15 protein-coding genes are annotated in these 17,787 nt (G+C 40.6%); 9 read left to right on the top strand and 6 right to left on the bottom strand.

Annotated features, from left to right (window positions below; all coding sequences use genetic code 11):
* The first annotated feature begins 43 nt into the window (after nt 1-43).
* Nucleotides 44-832, top strand: coding sequence for a thiazole synthase (locus IT6_RS06115; protein ID WP_134440053.1), 789 nt, complete (start codon nt 44-46; stop codon nt 830-832).
* A gap of 16 nt (nt 833-848) precedes the next feature.
* On the opposite strand, the gene dnaB is transcribed toward IT6_RS06115, so the two are convergent.
* Nucleotides 849-2,261: a replicative DNA helicase gene (gene dnaB, locus IT6_RS06110; RefSeq protein ID WP_242524117.1), complete on the bottom strand. Its 1,413-nt coding sequence runs from the start codon at nt 2,259-2,261 to the stop codon at nt 849-851.
* Between the two features lie 504 nt (nt 2,262-2,765).
* Between dnaB and mnmG the strand changes: the two genes are divergently transcribed.
* From mnmG to IT6_RS06095, 3 genes are all read left to right on the top strand, one after another.
* Nucleotides 2,766-4,637 carry a tRNA uridine-5-carboxymethylaminomethyl(34) synthesis enzyme MnmG gene (gene mnmG / locus IT6_RS06105; protein ID WP_206825600.1) on the top strand — a complete coding sequence of 624 codons (1,872 nt, stop codon included), beginning with the start codon at nt 2,766-2,768 and terminating at the stop codon, nt 4,635-4,637.
* Nucleotides 4,638-4,732: 95 nt separating this feature from the next.
* Nucleotides 4,733-5,464 (top strand): rhodanese-like domain-containing protein, encoded by a 732-nt coding sequence (locus IT6_RS06100; RefSeq protein ID WP_134440048.1) that lies wholly within the window; start codon nt 4,733-4,735, stop codon nt 5,462-5,464.
* Nucleotides 5,465-5,514: 50 nt separating this feature from the next.
* Nucleotides 5,515-7,614 carry a ComEC/Rec2 family competence protein gene (locus IT6_RS06095; protein WP_206825598.1) on the top strand — a complete coding sequence of 700 codons (2,100 nt, stop codon included), beginning with the start codon at nt 5,515-5,517 and terminating at the stop codon, nt 7,612-7,614.
* Nucleotides 7,615-7,626: 12 nt separating this feature from the next.
* Here IT6_RS06095 and IT6_RS06090 read toward each other — a convergent pair whose 3' ends face one another.
* Nucleotides 7,627-8,613 carry an L-histidine N(alpha)-methyltransferase gene (locus tag IT6_RS06090; protein WP_206825594.1) on the bottom strand — a complete coding sequence of 329 codons (987 nt, stop codon included), beginning with the start codon at nt 8,611-8,613 and terminating at the stop codon, nt 7,627-7,629.
* Between the two features lie 79 nt (nt 8,614-8,692).
* Here IT6_RS06090 and IT6_RS06085 point away from each other — a divergent pair, with 79 nt between their 5' ends.
* The 5 genes from IT6_RS06085 to IT6_RS06065 all read left to right on the top strand — a co-directional run bounded on the left by IT6_RS06085 (nt 8,693) and on the right by IT6_RS06065 (nt 14,415).
* The gene (locus IT6_RS06085; RefSeq protein WP_134440042.1) at nt 8,693-9,421 is read left to right on the top strand and encodes an SDR family NAD(P)-dependent oxidoreductase; all 729 of its coding nucleotides are present in this window, start codon (nt 8,693-8,695) and stop codon (nt 9,419-9,421) included.
* A 51-nt stretch (nt 9,422-9,472) separates the two neighbouring features.
* A complete protein-coding gene (locus IT6_RS06080; protein WP_134440040.1) occupies nt 9,473-10,072 on the top strand; it encodes a riboflavin synthase in 600 nt (199 codons plus the stop codon).
* Between the two features lie 220 nt (nt 10,073-10,292).
* On the top strand, nt 10,293-11,381 hold the full coding sequence (gene rfbB, locus IT6_RS06075) for a dTDP-glucose 4,6-dehydratase (RefSeq protein ID WP_134440038.1): 1,089 nt from the start codon (nt 10,293-10,295) through the stop codon (nt 11,379-11,381).
* Nucleotides 11,382-11,392: 11 nt separating this feature from the next.
* Complete coding sequence (gene rfbA, locus IT6_RS06070) at nt 11,393-12,280, top strand: glucose-1-phosphate thymidylyltransferase RfbA (protein WP_134440036.1); 888 nt, start codon at nt 11,393-11,395, stop codon at nt 12,278-12,280.
* A 323-nt stretch (nt 12,281-12,603) separates the two neighbouring features.
* Nucleotides 12,604-14,415 (top strand): pyruvate kinase, encoded by a 1,812-nt coding sequence (locus IT6_RS06065; protein WP_206825593.1) that lies wholly within the window; start codon nt 12,604-12,606, stop codon nt 14,413-14,415.
* A gap of 21 nt (nt 14,416-14,436) precedes the next feature.
* Here IT6_RS06065 and IT6_RS06060 read toward each other — a convergent pair whose 3' ends face one another.
* From IT6_RS06060 to IT6_RS06045, 4 genes are read right to left on the bottom strand one after another with little or no spacing between them, the layout of a single operon-like run.
* Nucleotides 14,437-15,735: a Ni/Fe hydrogenase subunit alpha gene (locus tag IT6_RS06060; protein WP_206825591.1), complete on the bottom strand. Its 1,299-nt coding sequence runs from the start codon at nt 15,733-15,735 to the stop codon at nt 14,437-14,439.
* The gene (locus IT6_RS06055; RefSeq protein WP_134440031.1) at nt 15,725-16,483 is read right to left on the bottom strand and encodes an NADH-quinone oxidoreductase subunit B family protein; all 759 of its coding nucleotides are present in this window, start codon (nt 16,481-16,483) and stop codon (nt 15,725-15,727) included. Before IT6_RS06055 ends, IT6_RS06060 begins: the two co-directional genes overlap by 11 nt.
* Nucleotides 16,484-16,489: 6 nt before the next feature.
* Complete coding sequence (locus tag IT6_RS06050) at nt 16,490-17,335, bottom strand: FAD/NAD(P)-binding protein (RefSeq protein WP_206825590.1); 846 nt, start codon at nt 17,333-17,335, stop codon at nt 16,490-16,492.
* Nucleotides 17,319-17,780, bottom strand: coding sequence for a cyclic nucleotide-binding domain-containing protein (locus IT6_RS06045; protein WP_206825589.1), 462 nt, complete (start codon nt 17,778-17,780; stop codon nt 17,319-17,321). The genes IT6_RS06050 and IT6_RS06045 overlap by 17 nt, the downstream gene beginning before the upstream one ends.
* Between the last annotated feature and the right edge of the window lie 7 nt (nt 17,781-17,787).

Raw genomic sequence — 17,787 nt, 5'->3', positions numbered from 1 at the left:
CTTTTGACCTTTAAAAAATAGCTATTTTAGGACATATTAAGCCATGGAAGGGATTTCAACAAAAGAGCAGTTGGTCATTGCGGGCAGATCTTTCCAATCTCGGCTCCTTCTTGGGACTGGTAAATTTGGTTCATATTTGCAGATGTCTCAGGCCCTTGAGGCCAGTGGCTGTCAAATCGTAACCGTTTCTTTGAGGAGGGTTGAGATAGGCGAAAATAAAAGAAAAGAAGATATACTTTCTTTTATTGATACAGAAAAATATCTTGTGGTCGTCAATACAAGTGGAGCCATGGATGCCGAAGAAGCTGTTCGGATTGCAAAGATTGCAGCCTACGGAGGATTGCCCAAATGGATTAAGCTTGAAATCCATCCTGATCCTCGGTATCTGCTTCCTGATCCAGTGGAAACACTCAAAGCGACCCAGCTGCTGGTTAAAGATGACTTTGTTGTTCTTCCTTATATTAATGCCGATCCGGTAATTGCTAAAAGGCTTGAAGAAGCTGGCGCTGCGGCTGTTATGCCTCTTGGATCTCCTATTGGTTCAATGCGGGGCATAGAGACAAAGGCGCAGATAGAGATTATCATTGAACAGGCTAATGTCCCAGTGATCGTTGATGCGGGAATCGGTAAGCCATCTCATGCTGCTATGGCTATGGAGATGGGAGCGGATGGGGTTCTTATCAATACGGCTATAGCCATAGCCAACGATCCTTGTAAAATGGCTAAGGCCTTTAAAATGGCTATTGAGGCAGGAAGAATGGCTTTTGAATTTGGAACCGATGAAATATCAAGGCTAGCTGTGCCCACAAGTCCGATCGAATCATTTTTGTAAAGAAAAAGTGGTTTTGTTAGGCATAGCTCATTTCAGCTTCATGCTTTAAGGGATCATCAAATCGAGTATAAGGGGAGTTGAATAAAATGTCGATTTTATCTGTAGGCCCATTTCTTTGTTTAGCTACATGAATGACGTAAGGGATTTTTGACAGATCTGCACCCGGCTCTGTTTCTAATTTGTGAAGGAGAAGAACAACATCGGCATCCTGTTCTATGGCACCCGACTCTCTTAAATGATGAAGAGCGGGTTCGCTTTTTCCTTCTTCCATTCTTCTATTGAGCTGGGACAAAACGATGATGGGGATATTTAATTCCTTAGCTAGGGCTTTAATCCCCCGTGATATTTCTGAAATTTCTACCTGCCTATTTTCTTTTGCTTGTTCAGAGTCGGAATGTAAAAGTTGGAGATAATCGATGATGATTAAATCAATACCAAACTGGTTTTTCATTCTTCGGGCTTTGGCACGCAGCTGATGAATAGTCAAATCACTCGAATCATCGATATAAAAAGGCCAATCCTTGGCATCCTCAGCAAGTCTTTTTAATTTTTCCAAACTGGAAGCTTCAAGTTCGCCTCGACGTATTTTTTGTAAGCTTTCACTGCCAATCGACGCTAAAAACCTTAACATGATTTGAACAGCGGTCATTTCTAAACTAAAGAATCCAACGGCATAGCCAGGTTTAATCCAAAGATCCTTATCCTGGTCATATCTTTCTTTTAGGGCTTTACAAGCAAATGTCAGACCCAATGCCGTTTTCCCTACTCCGGGTCTTGCAGCTAAAACAATCATATCCCCATTCTGCCAACCTGTTGTAATCTGGTCGAGTTGATGAAAACCCGTAGGAATTCCAAACAATCTGCCTTTTCTTTTATGATTATGAAAGCACTCAATAAGATCGATCGCTTTCTGCATCTCTGCTGCAGCCTTAACCATAGAGCGGCTGATAGTCAGGTCAGTGATTTCGAAAATGCGCTTTTCAGCTTGATCGAGGACTTGGGTAACCGAGTGGGAATGTTCATAAATATTTTGTACAATATTCAGTGCTGCACTATGGAGCTTGCGTAATATGCTTTTGTCTTTAATGATCTTGATATAGGCTTCTAGATTAAGATGGGTTGCAAAAGAAGCAATGAGATCGGCAAGCAGAGATGGCCCTCCAATCTTCTCTTCAAGATGGTGGTCTACCAGATATTGATGAACGGTGGTAAGGTCGATAACAATATTTCTAAAATGTAAATCTTTTATGACATCAAAAAGAACACGGTGGGCGGGGACATAAAAATCATCTGTAGTCAGCCTTTCTATGACTTGATCGATGACCAGTTCTGGATTAGTCAGCATAAGGCCAAGTATGGCCTTTTCAGCTTCTCCACTAAAAAGAGAAGGGATAGGATCGAGGGTTGAATCCTCAGCCTTTTTTTTCATGTTTTTGCCCATATTTATTTATTATAAGTCGATAAAATTCAGACAAGGTTAAATTTTTTGATACAAAAGAGTAATGGGTTCTGTATGAAGAGATTAAACATTAAAACGAAGATGAAGACCATTAAGATCATTTTTCAACAATATGATCGAGTGAGAAGAAAATGATTCCCAGAAATCTTTCGTAATCAAGAGGATAAGACAACTCTTTTTATCCATGCATAAAAAATTATGCATTTCATTATGTAATATTAATTGGATAAATCAGTGAAAGAGGCTGTACAATTAGCTGAGTTGTCTGAATGAGGAAAGATATAACATATTAAGAGCTAGATTGGCCTAGATCTGCCCTGTTCTGTGGTAGGTTTAAAATCAAGCTATTGGTTAATAAAATAATCAAAGAATAAAATTTATTAGTTATATTTAAGAATGCCGTTGAAGCAGAGATGGAACAAATCAGAAAAGGATAAAACCTTTAGATTGTTGTTGTAGGGATAGTTTAAAAAAATGGAATACTCTAAGAAATACGATGTAATTGTGGTTGGGGCGGGACATGCGGGAATAGAAGCTGCATTAGCCTCTTCTCGCATGGGTTGCCAGACACTATTGCTCACCATGAACCTCGATACCATAGGACAGATGTCCTGTAACCCTTCTATTGGAGGTATTGGCAAAGGTCATCTTGTTAGAGAAATTGATGCTTTAGGAGGTGAGATGGGTATTAATACGGATTTGACAGGGATACAGTTTCGCATGCTCAACATGAGAAAAGGCTATAGCGTTCAAGCACCTCGAGCCCAGTGCGACAAGAAAGCCTATCAGTTTAGACTCAAAGCGGTATGTGAAAGAGCAGCTCGGCTAGATCTTTTCCAGGCCTCCGTTGCTGATCTTATAATCAAGGAAAATACAATAAAAGGGATTGTTACTGAGTTGGGTATTGTCATCTATGCGGCTGCAGTCATTATTACAACGGGAACATTTTTAAGAGGCTTGCTCCATGTAGGCATGAATAAAAAAACGGGAGGGAGAATGGGGGAGTCTTCAAGTAGTCTCTCGGATGTTTTAAGAAAATATGGTTTTGAACTGGGTCGGCTTAAAACTGGAACTCCTCCTCGAGTAAACGGGAAATCGATCGATTTTTCCAAGTGCACCATTCAACCCGGAGACAATCCTCCCCCACATTTTTCTTTTGCTTTAGCTGATATCGACATGGATGAAGAAGGCATGTATTCGCTTAATCGATGGAAAGGGGGAATGTTCCACGTGGAACAATTATCTTGTGCTATTACTTATACAAATGCCAGGACTCATGAGATAATAAAAGAAAATTTGCATAAATCACCTCTCTACTGCGGAGAGATCCAGGGAATTGGGCCAAGGTATTGTCCTTCGATAGAGGATAAAATTGTTCGGTTTGCAGATAAAGAGCGACACCAGATTTTTCTAGAGCCAGAAGGTAAACACACCGAAGAATATTATGTCAATGGTTGTTCAACAAGCTTGCCTTTTGAGGTTCAAGATCGGTTTATACATACCATTGAAGGACTTGAGCACTGCCAGATTATTAGGCCAGGATATGCAGTTGAATATGATTACTGCCCGGCAACCCAGATATACCCGACGATGGAAACAAAAGCTATTGAAGGGCTGTTTTTCGCTGGGCAGATTAATGGAACAACAGGCTATGAAGAGGCCGCCTCACAGGGTATAATGGCCGGAATCAATGCCGCAAGAAAAATCCAAAATGAGCCTCCTCTCGTGTTGGGCAGGGACCAAGCCTATATAGGAGTCCTTATTGATGATTTAACGACAAAACCCATAAGAGAACCTTATAGAATATTTACTTCCAGGGCTGAACATAGGCTTTTGCTTCGCCAAGACAATGCCGATTTGAGACTTACAGAAATAGGATATGAAATGGGACTAGTTCCCAAGTCCAGGTTACTTCGTGTTCAAGAAAAAAAGAGGATGATAGAAGAAACCTTTCAGAAAATAAGGAAGTATCGACACAATGGAATGACTTTAGAAGAAATTCTAAAAAGGCCCGAATGTAGCTGGAATGATCTTCCCCAGGAATTTCAAAATGTTCCGAAAGAGGTGGCCTTGCATATCGAATGTGAGATAAAATATGCGGGCTATATAGCACGGGAAAGGGAGTTGATTTTGAAACGTCAAAAACTTGAAGACTCCTTGATTCCTGAAAATATAGATTACGAAAAAATTCCAGGGTTAAAGCAGGAGGCCAGAGAAAAACTCCTGAAGATTAAACCCTTAACTTTTGGACAAGCTGCAAGAATACCCGGAGTCAATCCTACAGATGTTGCGGTGATTATGGTGTGGTCTAAAAGAATAAAAGCCGCAAGAAATGAGACCTTATAAAAGAAGTCATAACGTTATTAAGGATAGCATTGTTATCGGAATACAAAAATCATAGAATAGAAAATAAAAGGGTTCTTTTCCCTTAAGGGACTTCAATGAATACAGTCTCATCTCATCTCCTACTCCAGAACTACTTAGAAAAAATAAAAAAAAAGCTAAAAAGCATCACTATCCAGGAAACTTATGCAAGAATACAGAACAATCGAGCCATTGTCATCGATGTCAGAGAAAAAGAAGAATGGTTTAGGGGTCATATTCCTGGAGCGCTGTCCATTGAAAGAGCCAAAATTGAGTGGGAAATCGAAAATGTCATTCAGCAAACCGATTTTCCTCTGATTTGTTATTGCGGTGATGGCCAACTGTCGATGCTTGCCACCTATAGCCTTGGAGAAATGGGTTATAGTCAGGCTTATTGGATGGAAAAAGGGTGGAAGGGATGGAAAGAGTTGAAATATCCAATAAGTTATTCACCGCAGCTGGAGTTAAGAGATCACTTGGAAAAATTAGGTTCAATCTGTTATTTAGCCCGGTTGTATGATAAAATAAAAGCGATTTATGCTGGAATGTTGCCTCCAACAGAATATATCCAAGATGATTGGGATAAAGCCCTACTTGAACTTCTCTGCATTGATTCCTCTCTGCTTGAAAAACTGATTGTATCCTCTAGTAATGAACAAAATTTCTTGATTGAATTAAAAAAGATCCTTGGTCCTTCATGGCCGACCCATCATACTATCGAACTGTATAATGAACGCTGCCAATTAAGGAAAATGCAGGGTGTGCAAAAGCCGCAGTTTTGGTTTTGGGGCAAAAAACATAAAAAATAAAGTCTGATCTCCCTCTTTTCGGCTTACTTCATTAATAAAGGCCGAGATTCATGTGTTTTGCTAAAAAATGCGTGGAAAATGTAGAAAGGGAGAGAGAAAAAGTTCCCTTATTGGTCCCTGTGGTTGTCTTTGCCGCTGGTTGTTATGGGGGAGTCCAAGGTTGGCTTAAAGGCATGACCGCCTTGGGCTGTTTGTTTTTGAGCTTTGCCTTATGGACTAAGCTGCAAAAATCACAGTGGCAATATCCTTTGTTGCTGGTAAGCCTTTTTTTTGTTGGGTTATTACACTCTAAAATCCAATGGTTCTGGCTTAATATGCAAAGGATAAAAGAGTATAAAATGCTCAAAACACTCAAAGAGCCTCTTTATCAAGGAATTATAGATAATTTTCCTCAAAAAAAGAATAATACTCATTTTTTCCATCTCAAACTCCAGGCGATTAGGATGGGAGAAAAACAGGTCCCTTTTAAAGAGAAAATATCCTGCCGGATCGTTGACCTTCATAGGGAACTCTATTTGGGACAAGCGATAGAACTTAGGGCTAAAATCGTTTTGCCTTCAAGGAAAAGAAATCCAGCAGAGATCGATTATTATAAACTAACCCTATCGAAAAGGCTTATGTTTGAACTGCTCTCAGAAGGGGCTTTTCTTACTCCAATACCTCAAAGAGATCGTACAGAAGGGCTGCTCATAGAGGCAGTGAGAAGAAAGATTAAAGAGAATCTTACGGTGGGTATTCCCGAAGAAAAACTTTCTTCCCTGCTTTGCGGAATGATTTATGGGGATGTAGCTGGACTTGACCAGAAAGAAGCTGAAGCTTTCAAACAGGCTGGAGCTTATCATCTTTTTGCTGTAAGCGGTCAAAATGTAGGGATTTTGCTTTGCATGGGAATGTTTTTGTTACAGGGGATAGGAAAGAATCGGTGGGAATATGCATTTCTTTTTATTCCCTTGCTTTTGATTTTCAGCGCTGTTTCAGGCAATGGAGCCAGTGTAGTCCGAGCTAGCATCGCTTGCATTTACTGCACTGTAGGATGGGCCCTGAAAAGGAAAGTCTCTGGCCTTAATGGTTGGTCAGTAAGTTTATTCGCTTTTTTGATTTATGATCCACTTTCAGTCATGGATATAAGCTTGGAACTTTCTTATGCGGTAGTTTTATCTCTTCTTCTTCTTTCTAAGCCCCTGTTTAATCTTTTATATTATCCATTCAGGCTCGACCCCTATATTCCTCAATCCCTAGCTCCTGTAAGGAAGCGTGTAACGGATAAGATGGGAAAAATAGGAGCTATTCTTTTTTCAACTTCGCTTGCAGCATGGCTTGGGGCATTACCCTGCGAATTTTTCTTCTTTCATTCACTTTGCTGGATAGGGATTTTCAACAACATTATTGCTGTTCCGATAGCTGAAATCATTGTTTTTCTTGGCTCAATATCGGCCATTGGAGGGTTCTTTTCTTGTTCCATAGCGGTTTTTTTCAACACTATTAATCGGTTTTTTCTTTGGGCTCTGATTGTTTTCATCGATTTTTCGGCAAAAATTCCAAGCGGTATCATTGCCGTACCGGATATGAAAATACTTAGGCATCCTTTCGATCCTTGGATTTACATTGCCCAAGCTGATTCCGGTCATCTTATCGTTGTAAAAAACCAAAACAGTTATTGGATCCTGGATACATTAGAGTCGGCAGAAAACGAACATCTGCTTGCTATTCTGCAGAAAGATCTTTTCATACCCCCTCATTGCCCCTATCTTGCTTTTCAGCAAGGGCAATGGCGATTAGGAGAAAACCTCATTGAAGCCAATAGAGAACTAAACTGGAAAGACGATAACAACTTGGATATTGCTTTTAAAGGAAATAAAGATGGACAGTTTTATTGCCTTGTAAATAACGAAAACAAGAAAATTCTTATCCTTTCTTATTCTCTCCCGTCCTTATCTCATCTAGAAAACCTGCCTTGTGATCTCTTAATTGAACATCTTTTGAATAGAAAAAAGAATTTTCCCCGGTTTTCTTCTTTCATCAAAATTTATTATGATCTTTCTTTTCCAGGGATAAATCCTTGGTCTTTGGAAAAGAAATCCAGAACTTTTAAAAAAGGGGTTTGGGTTTTCATCAATAAAAAGAAAATTCAATTAGAAACGGAAAATTGATCCCCTTGGCGTCTATATCCGTTGCAAAAGCCATATCCCTTCTTCTTTATTGGAGAATAGCCAGCGGTTAATGACTCTAAATGACCAATGGGAAAAAAATTCTTCAAGTCTTTCGGGTGTAAACCGGTAGCTGAAAAATAAACGCAGGGGACTTCCTTTGACCATTTTCAGTTCTTTGCCCTGTCCGAGAACAAGCCGTCCATTTTCTTTCCAATAAACTGTTGCTTCAATGCGAAAAAAATTCTTATGCATGCTGAAGGAAATGTTGAATAATTCAGTCTTGTTCTCGATTCCCCAATCTCGAAGAACTTCGGTCAGCCACAACCGAGTTTCTTTATTATCATACTGATAGAGGATCGACTCTATGCCTTCGATATAATCTTGTTGAGATTCAGATTTAACGGGTGCCAGATGCGCATTTAAAATCAAAAAATCCTCTTTAGACAAAACAGTTTCTAAACTTTTAAAAAGGACAAAGGGATCAATATTGGGAAGAACGCCAAAAAGGGTAAAAATCCTTTTTTGTGAGTTTGTTATTTTTAAGACTTTTAAGGTATCTTCCCAGAGGATATCCGATAAAATGGGGTTGATTTTTTCTATGTTTAAAGGGCAGTGGATACAGGCTTCCAAAAGGAGTTGCAGGCTAGTGTCTATAGCTGTCCACCAAAGATCTACAGACGAAGGCATAAGTTCTTTAAGCAGCAGATGGTCTTTTTCTCCACTGCCGCATCCAAGACTGACAATTTCGTAGGGAAAAGATGAAGGAATTGTCTGAGATATTTCTTTAAAGCAATTTTTGTAAAATTCTCTTCCGTTTTCTCTTGAAAATGGTGAATAGAGTTCAAAAAGTTGTTTCCAAAGATGAGATTGCGCTGCAGTGGTATAATGAAATATGGGATCGATTTCTCCTTGAGCTAGGCAGTTATATTTTCTTTGTTCCCATTCCGATAAGGAATGGGAAAGAAAAACTTTTATGGGGAAATACGGTGTAGACATCATGAGAGTAAGATGAATAAAGTAGAAATAATTTACAACAGGGAAAATTTTGAGCTAATCCCTAAAGAGAACGGATAGAATAATGGCAGAGCAGCAGAAAGTGATATTGGTTACTGGAGGGGCAAAGGGTTTAGGAGCCTATTTGTGTCGAAAACTAAGTGATGAAAATTGGGCGGTTGCTATCCATTACTATAGGAGTGAAAAAGAGGCAATTTCTTTAGAACAGGAATTATTGGCAAAAGAAAGAAAAGTCTTGAGGGTGCAAGCTGATCTTTCGCGGCAGGCCGAAGCGATCGCTGTCGTGGATAAGATCAAATCTGTTTTTGGTCGGCTCGATGCTCTCATTAACAACTCGGGTGTTTATGATCCTGTCCTTCTTGAGGATACAAAAGAAAAGGATTGGTTTAGGGGAATAAACTCTACAGCCAGTTCCGTTTTGTTTACAACTCTTGCTTCTTTGCCTCTTTTAAGACTTTCGGGCAAAGGGAGAATCGTCAACATTGGCGATTCGAGTTGTGATCGCATCGGCAGTAGAGAGATGGCTTTAGGCTATCATTTAGGAAAAATCGGCGTTTATCTACTAACAAAATCTTTTGCTCGGGAAAACGCCCGTTACGGGATAACCGTCAATGTGGTTTCTCCAGGCTATCTTGAAAACAGCCAGGGACTGCCTCCCGTCAGTAAAATGCCAGCAGGTCGTTTCGGTACCTTCGAAGATATATGGAATGGGGTTAAGTTTTTTTTAGATGAAAAACAGGACTATGTCTCTGGAAGCCATCTGATTGTCAGTGGAGGGTGGAATCTGCGCTGAAGGTAATCCCAAGATTAAAAAGATAATGATAGATGTTCATAAAAGCTAAATATGTTTACAGGCATTATTGAATCGGTGGGATGGGTTGAAACATTACCTGAGGGTAGTGATAAAGTGTTAACCTTGGATGTAGGAGGACTTGCCCCTGAATTGAAAAAAGGAATGAGTCTTGCGGTCAATGGTTGCTGTTTGACTGTTTTTGAAATTGAGGGAAGAAAAGCTCGGTTTTATGTCCTTGAGGAAACTCTTCGGGCTACGACTTTGGGAGAACTAAAGAGAGGAGAGGAAGTTAATCTCGAGCTTCCCTTAAGATACAACGATCGGATTGGAGGCCATTTTGTTACGGGTCACGTTGATTGCAAGGAAACCATATATACCATAAAAGATTGGGGTGAAGAAAAAGAGTTTTGGATAAATTATCCTTTCTTTGCACAACATCTTATAGTTCCAAAAGGCTCGATTGCCGTTGATGGGATTAGTTTGACAGTCGGGAGTGTAACGGCTGGAAATTTTTGTGTGTACATTACTCCTTTTACTTTTACTCATACCAATTTAAAAAAGAAAAAACCGGGCGACAGGGTTAACCTTGAATTCGATCTATTGGCAAAATATGCAGCAGGGATTCTCCAGGGTTGGGGTAAAACAAAATAAAACACTATTTTATTCGTTAATCCCGTTGCCCTGAGTGACCCTTTTTTTTAGTAATCTGTTCTTAAACCTTGTCCCATCTATGTTGTGTCAGGCACCGTTAGAATGAAGTTGGATTTGGACTGAGGGATAAACCAATGGAAAACTTTACAAAAAAATCGGTGTGGTTTATAACTTTACGCTAAGTTCTAAAAAATTATAAACTAGGCAATACTCTTGGTTCATGAAGATTCTTGTAACGGGTGGAGCAGGTTTTATTGGTTCTAATTTTTGTCATTATTGCTATGCGCATGAGCCTTCTTCTCAGATTGAGAAAATAATTGTTATCGATAAGCTGGGCTACTCGGGATCGATAGAAAATATTTCAGAATTGATGGAGAAAGAAAATTTCTGCTTTATTCAAGCAGATATCTGTAATCAAGAGCTTATAACGCAACTTCTTTTTGATGAAAAGATCGATGCGGTTATTCATTTTGCTGCTGAATCTCATGTTGACCGCTCGATAGATGATCCAGCGATCTTTGTGCAATCAAACGTAGTGGGGACCTTTAAATTGTTGGAATCCTCTTTTCATTACTTTTCTTCCCTTGCTCATAAAGATAAAGAAAAGTTTCGATTTTTGCATATTTCTACCGATGAAGTGTATGGGTCCATACCTATGGATGCATCTCCTGCAAAAGAAGGAGGGCTGTATGCCCCTTCAAGTCCTTATTCAGCTTCAAAAGCTGCTTCAGATCATTTTGTATGGGCTTACTACAAGACTTATGGATTGCCGGCTATGATTACCCATAGTTCTAATAATTATGGCCCAAGGCAGCATCCTGAAAAAATGATTCCGCATATGATCTGTAATGCTTTAGAAGGAAAAGAGTTGCCCGTCTATGGTCTAGGTTTAAATATACGAGATTGGATTTATGTTGAAGATCATTGTGCGGGGATATGGAGGGTTTTGTGTTGGGGTAAACAGGGAGAAGTTTATCATATAGGCAAAGGGAGTGGAATTTCGAACATTGAACTGGTTCGAAAAATTTGCTCTCTATTAGATATTTTTTTCCCCAGGCTTACGGGAAAGAGTTACTCGGAGTTGATACGGTTTGTAGCCGATAGGCCAGGACATGATTTAAGATATGCCCTGGATGTATCTAAGATGAAAAAAGAATTAGGTTGGGAAGCACAAATGGAATTAGAGAAAGGATTAGAGAAAACCATTTTTTGGTATGTTGAGCACAAGGATTGGATAAGATCTGTCATGGAAAAGGGATATGCCTTAAAAAGGCAGGGGTTATATCGAAAAGCCAAAATTACTTCTTAGAGCAGGAACATATGGAAAGATGTGGAATAGTGCTTGCTGGAGGAACGGGTAGCAGGCTTTATCCAGTGACAATCGCTTTAAGCAAACAGCTTCTTCCCATTCATGACAAACCGATGATCTATTATCCACTGTCGGTTTTGATGTTGGCTAACATCAGGGAAATCCTATTAATTTCTACTCCTCATGATATTGGTTTGTTCGAAAGACTGTTAGGTGATGGCTCTCAATTTGGACTTTTTATCAGTTATGCTGTACAACCTTATCCACGAGGACTGGCTGAAGCCTACAAAATAGGGGAAAAGTTTGTCCAGGGCAGGCCTTCATGCCTGATTCTTGGAGATAATTTGCTCTATGGGCATAGCTTGAGTGCAACTTTAAACAAAGCGACCCAAAAAAAGCAGGGAGCCACCATTTTTGGTTATCATGTTTCCAATCCTTCTGCTTATGGAGTGGTTGAGTTTGATCGGTCGATGAGGGTTATATCTATCGAAGAAAAACCCCTTAAGCCCAAATCTTCCTATGCCATTCCTGGAATTTATTTTTATGACGGTAGGGCTCCTTCTTTTGCTCATCAACTCAAGCCTTCAGCCCGGGGTGAGTTAGAGATCACCGATTTGAATAAGAAATATTGGGAAGAAGGTAGCCTGGATGTAGAGTTGTTGGGTCGAGGTATCGCATGGCTTGATACGGGAACGCATGATCTCCTTTACGATGCATCCCTATTTGTCAAAACCATAGAGCAGAGACAGGGGCTTAAGATTGGCTGTTTAGAAGAAATCGCTTATCATAAAGGCTGGATAGGTGAAGAACAGCTCCAATCCCAGATTAAAAAAATGGGTAATTCTTCTTATGCCAATTATCTTAGACATCTCCTTGAGACGCCTAGAACATTTGTTTGAATATTCATAGTGAAGTCTAAAGCTTAAGCCCAAGGTCTATTTTCAAAAAAAAAGAGTGATATTCTTTTGTTCACTCCATCCCTACTCTAAGGATAACTTCTTATCCTCGTTGCGAAAAAAACTTGGGGGAGCTTTGGGCTAAACCCAACGATAATATTGGGATATTCATTAAGGGTCAGATTCTTGAAGAAATAGATCAGTGAAAGAATAAAGGGAAGGCTGTGTCAAGTAGCTTTTTGATCAGGCAAAAAAGGTCGTTGGATACAAAAGAAAGAAGAAATTGGCAGTATAGCCCAAGCTTTCTTTGGATTAAATTAATAAAGATGAGCAGAACAGAACTGACCAAATTATTGTTCAGTATTTATAAAGAGGCCCTTCAGGCTGAACAAACTTACCATAGCCTTATCGATTCTGCCCATCCTGATAACCGGTTGAGTGCATCGAACCTCATTCATTACCTGGTTCTTCGTCGTTACGATCTGAGGCAAATCCAAGATGCACTCTCCGATTGGGGAATATCTTCGCTGGGTCGGTCCGAGTCGTGTGTGTTATGGAGCCTTGAGAAAGTACTTGAAGCTCTTGGACAAGAAGTCCCAAGCCGGCCTTATCCTCTTTCACGACAGGAAGGGGCGGCACTGCTTGTGCGCAATAAACAAAGACTTTTAGGGGAATCTCATCTCGGCTCTCCATGCAGTATCATGGTTACTTTACCGACTGAAGCGGCTGAAAACCCCAAGCTGATTGAAGAGCTCCTTCGAGCTGGAATGAACGTCGTGCGTATCAACTGTGGACATGACAACCCAGAAGTATGGTCGAAGATGATAGAAAATAGCCGCAAGGCTTCTTCTCAATTAGGCTATAGTTGCAAGATTTTAATGGATCTACCTGGGCCTAAGCTGCGTATTGTATCTCTAGATCCCGCCATTAAGGCATGTGCCATTAGGCCTAAACGAGATCTCTTAGGAAAGATAGTTGATCCGGGTTGGGTTTGGATCGGTAGTGAAGAACAAAGAACGGATCCCCCCATTAAAGCCAATAGCTTTTTGAGATTTCCAAGGGAGTGGGTTGAAGTTCTCAAAGAGGGAGACACGATAAGATTTTTTGATGCAAGGGGCAAAGGGAGAACCTTAAAAATCGATCAGCAGATAGAAAAAGGATGGCTTGCTCATTCAATCGAGACCGCTTATCTGAAAGAAGGGATTGTTTTTGTTCATCTGCCCCATTCTCCTGAACAACCTCAAAGAGCAGCTGTACTTAAAAGTTTATCTCCTCAACAACCCTTTCTATTGGTTAGGAACAAGGATCGGTTGTGGATTTGCAAAGACAACGGTCTGTTCAATCACAAAGAAGAGGTCGTTGGTTTTCTAAGGATTTCTCATCCTCAAATACTTGCAGATATTAAAGCCGAAGAGCAAATCTGGTTTGATGATGGAAAAGTTGGAGGAAAGGTTATACACAGTGACTCTCGAGGTATTCTTGTCGAAATCACTCATGTTCAGCCAAATGGCTATAAACTGCGAGTGGATAGGGGAATTAATTTACCCTTCTCTGATCTAAAGATTTCAGCATTGACAGAACAGGATATCCGCAGCCTTTCTTTTGTAGTGAAACATGCGGATGCAGTGGGAATCTCATTTTTAAGATTGCCTTCAGATATTGACGATCTTGATCAGGCTTTGAGCAAAGAATCAATTTCGGAGCTAGGGATAGTTTTAAAAATAGAAACCCGAAAAGGCTTTGAGAACCTCCCTTTAATTCTACTTAAAGCGATGAAATACAGGTCAATTGGGGTCATGATCGCCCGAGGAGATCTGGCTGTTGAATGCGGCTATGAACGGCTTGCTGAAGTTCAAGAAGAGATACTCTGGATAGCGGAAGCTGCACATATCCCTGTAATTTGGGCAACACAGGTTTTGGAATCTTTAGCCAAAACAGGTATTCCTTCCAGGGCTGAAGTGACTGATGCCGCAATGGCTCAGCGTTCAGAATGTGTTATGCTCAATAAAGGATCTTATATTGTTGAAGCCGTAAAATCGCTGGTTGACATATTAAAAAGAATGGAAGCCCATCAAAGGAAAAAACGCTCTATGCTACGCAAATTACAAATTGCTTCCCTTTTAAACCAGCCTTTGTAAACTTGGTAACCAGTCTACTTTCTACAAAAATTTTAATTTAAGAAAATGGGTCGCACAGGAAATACACGGATCATAGTTTCTAACAAGCTGTTCACAATCAGCTGTTAACTTTTCGGCCGTGTCGTTTAGGTGAGACTCAATCCAATTTTTTATGTCTTCTTCAGCAGAGGCCAAGTTAAAACAGGTAGGAGGGACGATTTTGGCCCCTCTTATAAGTCCTTTGTCATCCATAAGATAACGGTGATAAAGCAGGCCACGGGGGGCTTCACTTATACCATAGCCTACAGCAGCGCAAGGTTCTAAAGGGAGATAACATGGTTCAGGAGGTTCATATTTATCAATCAATTTTATTGCTTCATCAAATGCATAAGCGATTTCTACAAGTCTTACAAGTATGGATTGGAAAGGATTCATACAGGGATATTCTAAAGGAGTTTCTTTGAGGATATCCTTTATAAAAGTCGGCAAGGGATGATAATTTAAATTGAAACGTGCAAGAGGACCAGCAACACAAGGTTTTGCGTGGCTATCCAACCATCTGAGAGCATGGGAATAATCGGTTTGTTCTTCAGTAAAATAGCTCTCAAACTCTTCAAGGGCTAGAGCCTGTTCTCCACAATAAAGTCTCCCTCTTTCTATGGGATAGCAGCTATCATTCTTTAAAGCAACAAATGTATACTCTTTTTTGAATGAAGGAAATGAACAGACAGAGCCGATCCATTTTATGGCTTGAAGACTATAGTCTAATCCCTTTTTTAGGGAATCCAAAAGACTCTCAAGCTCTTTTTTTTCAGGAACATGATAAAAACCGCCCACACGCACATTAATAGGATGGATCTCTCGGCCAGCGATTGCTCGTATAAGAGCGTTGCCCGCTTTTTTAATCTGCAAGCCCCAGCTCACTTCTTTAGGATAGTCTTTAGCCATATCCATTAGGCTTGGATAGCCTAAAAATCCGGGAGCATGGAGAAAGAAAACATGTAAACCATGACTTTCTATCCATTCTCCACAATAAAGGAGCCGGCGCAATTGCCAAATACATTCAGGGACAGTAAGCCCAACGCTATTTTCGATCGCGGCGGTTGAACTGATCTGGTAGGCTACAGGACATATGCCACAAATTCTAGCAGTAATATCAGGTGGCTCGTAAAAATGTCTGCCTATTAAAAAAGATTCAAAAAAGCGGGGAGCTTCGAATATACGCAGCTCGGTTCTTAAGACTTTCCCATTTTCTATTTTAATCCAAAGCCCTCCTTCGCCTTCAACGCGTGATAGGGCTGAAACCGAAAGGTGGACAGGTTGCTTACTTTCAGCTTTCATGAGAAAGTTTAAATCCTTCGGCAATACAGTAGAACTTCTTGAAGGCATGGTCTAAGGCCAGGGGATCGAAATCCAACTCATCCTTTGCCCACTGGCAAAGAGAAGCACTATTGGGTGTTTCTTTTGGGCCGTAACAGCCGTAACAGCCTCTGCCAAAGCTCGGGCAGATTGCACCACAGCCTCCATGAGTGACGGGACCAAGACAGAGAGTTTTGCTGGCTACCATTACACAAGGAATGGCCCTTCTTTTACATTCCATGCACACACTTCCACTAGAAAAGGAAGGTCGGAGATCACGGCTATAAGAATAAAGAAGCTGAAGCAGCTGCAATTTGTTGATTGGACAACCTTGAAGTTCATAATCAACCCGGACATAGTGGGATATGGGCAGAGAGGTAGGCAGAACATCTATGACTTCGGGACGTGGATATACCCTTTGCTTGAAACTTTGAAGGGAAGCAAAGTTTCTTAAAGCTTGTATGCCTCCTGCAGTAGCACAAGCTCCAATAGTAACGAGATATTTGGACTGGGCGCGTATATCCATAATTTTGCGTTTTGCCTCTTCCGTAGTGATTGATCCTTCGACGAGTGAAATGTCGTAAGGTGGATCAGCCCTTTTGCTGCTTGCTTCGAGAAAATAGGAGATCTCAAAATGCTTGGCTATTTCCAGAAGATCTTCTTCGAGGTCTAACAAGCTAAGTTGGCATCCATCACAAGAAGTAAATTTCCAGATGGCAATTTTAGTCATAAACCCCTAGAGCTCTTCAATAGTTAACAATTCCTGGATTCTTCCATAAGGGAAAACAGGGCCATCCTTACATAGAAAATAACCCCAAAGCTGACAATGTCCACAAATGCCAATAGCACATTTCATATTTCGTTCTAAGGAACAAAAAATGTTATCTTTAGGAACTTCTCGGCGTTCAAACTCTCTTGCGGTAAACCGCATCATAATTTCAGGTCCGCAACAAAACACTACAGTCTGTTGGGGATCAATAGTTAGGTTGGAGACAAGAGTGGTTACCGTGCCGACGTGTCCTTTCCAGTCGCGGCTAGGCCGGTCAATGGTGATATGCAAATCGATGATTTTTTCATTGGCCATCTTCTCCAAAAAAGGAATGAAAAGAAGATCGTCTTTTGTTCTTGCCCCATAGAGGAGAATCAATTTTTTAAAAAACTCCTTCTCTTTGTTAGCCTTATGTATTATGGGAAGCAAGGGGGGTAATCCTATGCCTCCGGCTACAAGGACAAGAGTTTTATCTTTAGCCTGTTCTATTGGCCAACCTTTGCCGTAAGGGCCGCGTACGAAAACAAAATCTTTTTGTTGAAGCCTATTTAACGCCTGGGTGACATTGCCCACAATGCGGATGGTATGGATGAGATGGAGGGTGTCTGTGGGATCGCTTGCGATAGATATAGCGGCTTCTCCTCCCCCAATAGCCGAAAGCATGTTGAACTGTCCAGGAGAAAAATAAAATGGTTTTTTTTCTATCGAGCTAAGATAAAGAGTAAAAACAGAGGAAGATTCCTTCTTTTTTTCTTCAACGATGAACAATTGGGGAACAAAAGGGCTAGGTGCTGGATTAAGAGGGTGGTCCATAGATATCCAAAAATTGCAGCCGCGTGGCTTGTAGCCTATCGAGTATCAAGGGAATAATTCTTTTTGTTATCGCGTAACCCAAAGAAGGATTAGCCTCCATCGTTTGATTGAGTCGGACTGCATCAAAGACCAAGGCATCTACGGGTTCAACGACTCGAGCAGAAAAATGCCAAAGAAAAGGGGGACATATCCAGGACCATCCCACGACATGGCCCGCACCTATGGTTTGGAGGGTGAGAAAACCTCGATCTGGAAAATAACTTTCCAGAGCGATAAGCCCTTTTTGGATCAGAAAAAATTGGTCAGCTTTTTGTCCTTCCAAGAAAAGATAACTTTGAGCTTTATAGGAAACGTTCATAACCAGCTCAGATAATGTATCTATGTAATCTTCTCTAATGTCTCTTAGGAAAGGATGCTCAGAGAGCTGCAGTTTTATGGATTTCATGATTTTT

This window comes from Methylacidiphilum caldifontis (genome assembly GCF_017310505.1).
GTDB classification, from domain to species: Bacteria; Verrucomicrobiota; Verrucomicrobiia; order Methylacidiphilales; family Methylacidiphilaceae; genus Methylacidiphilum; species Methylacidiphilum caldifontis.
Note: the sequence above shows the minus strand (reverse complement) of the source record. Positions and strands in the feature narration are given on the sequence as shown.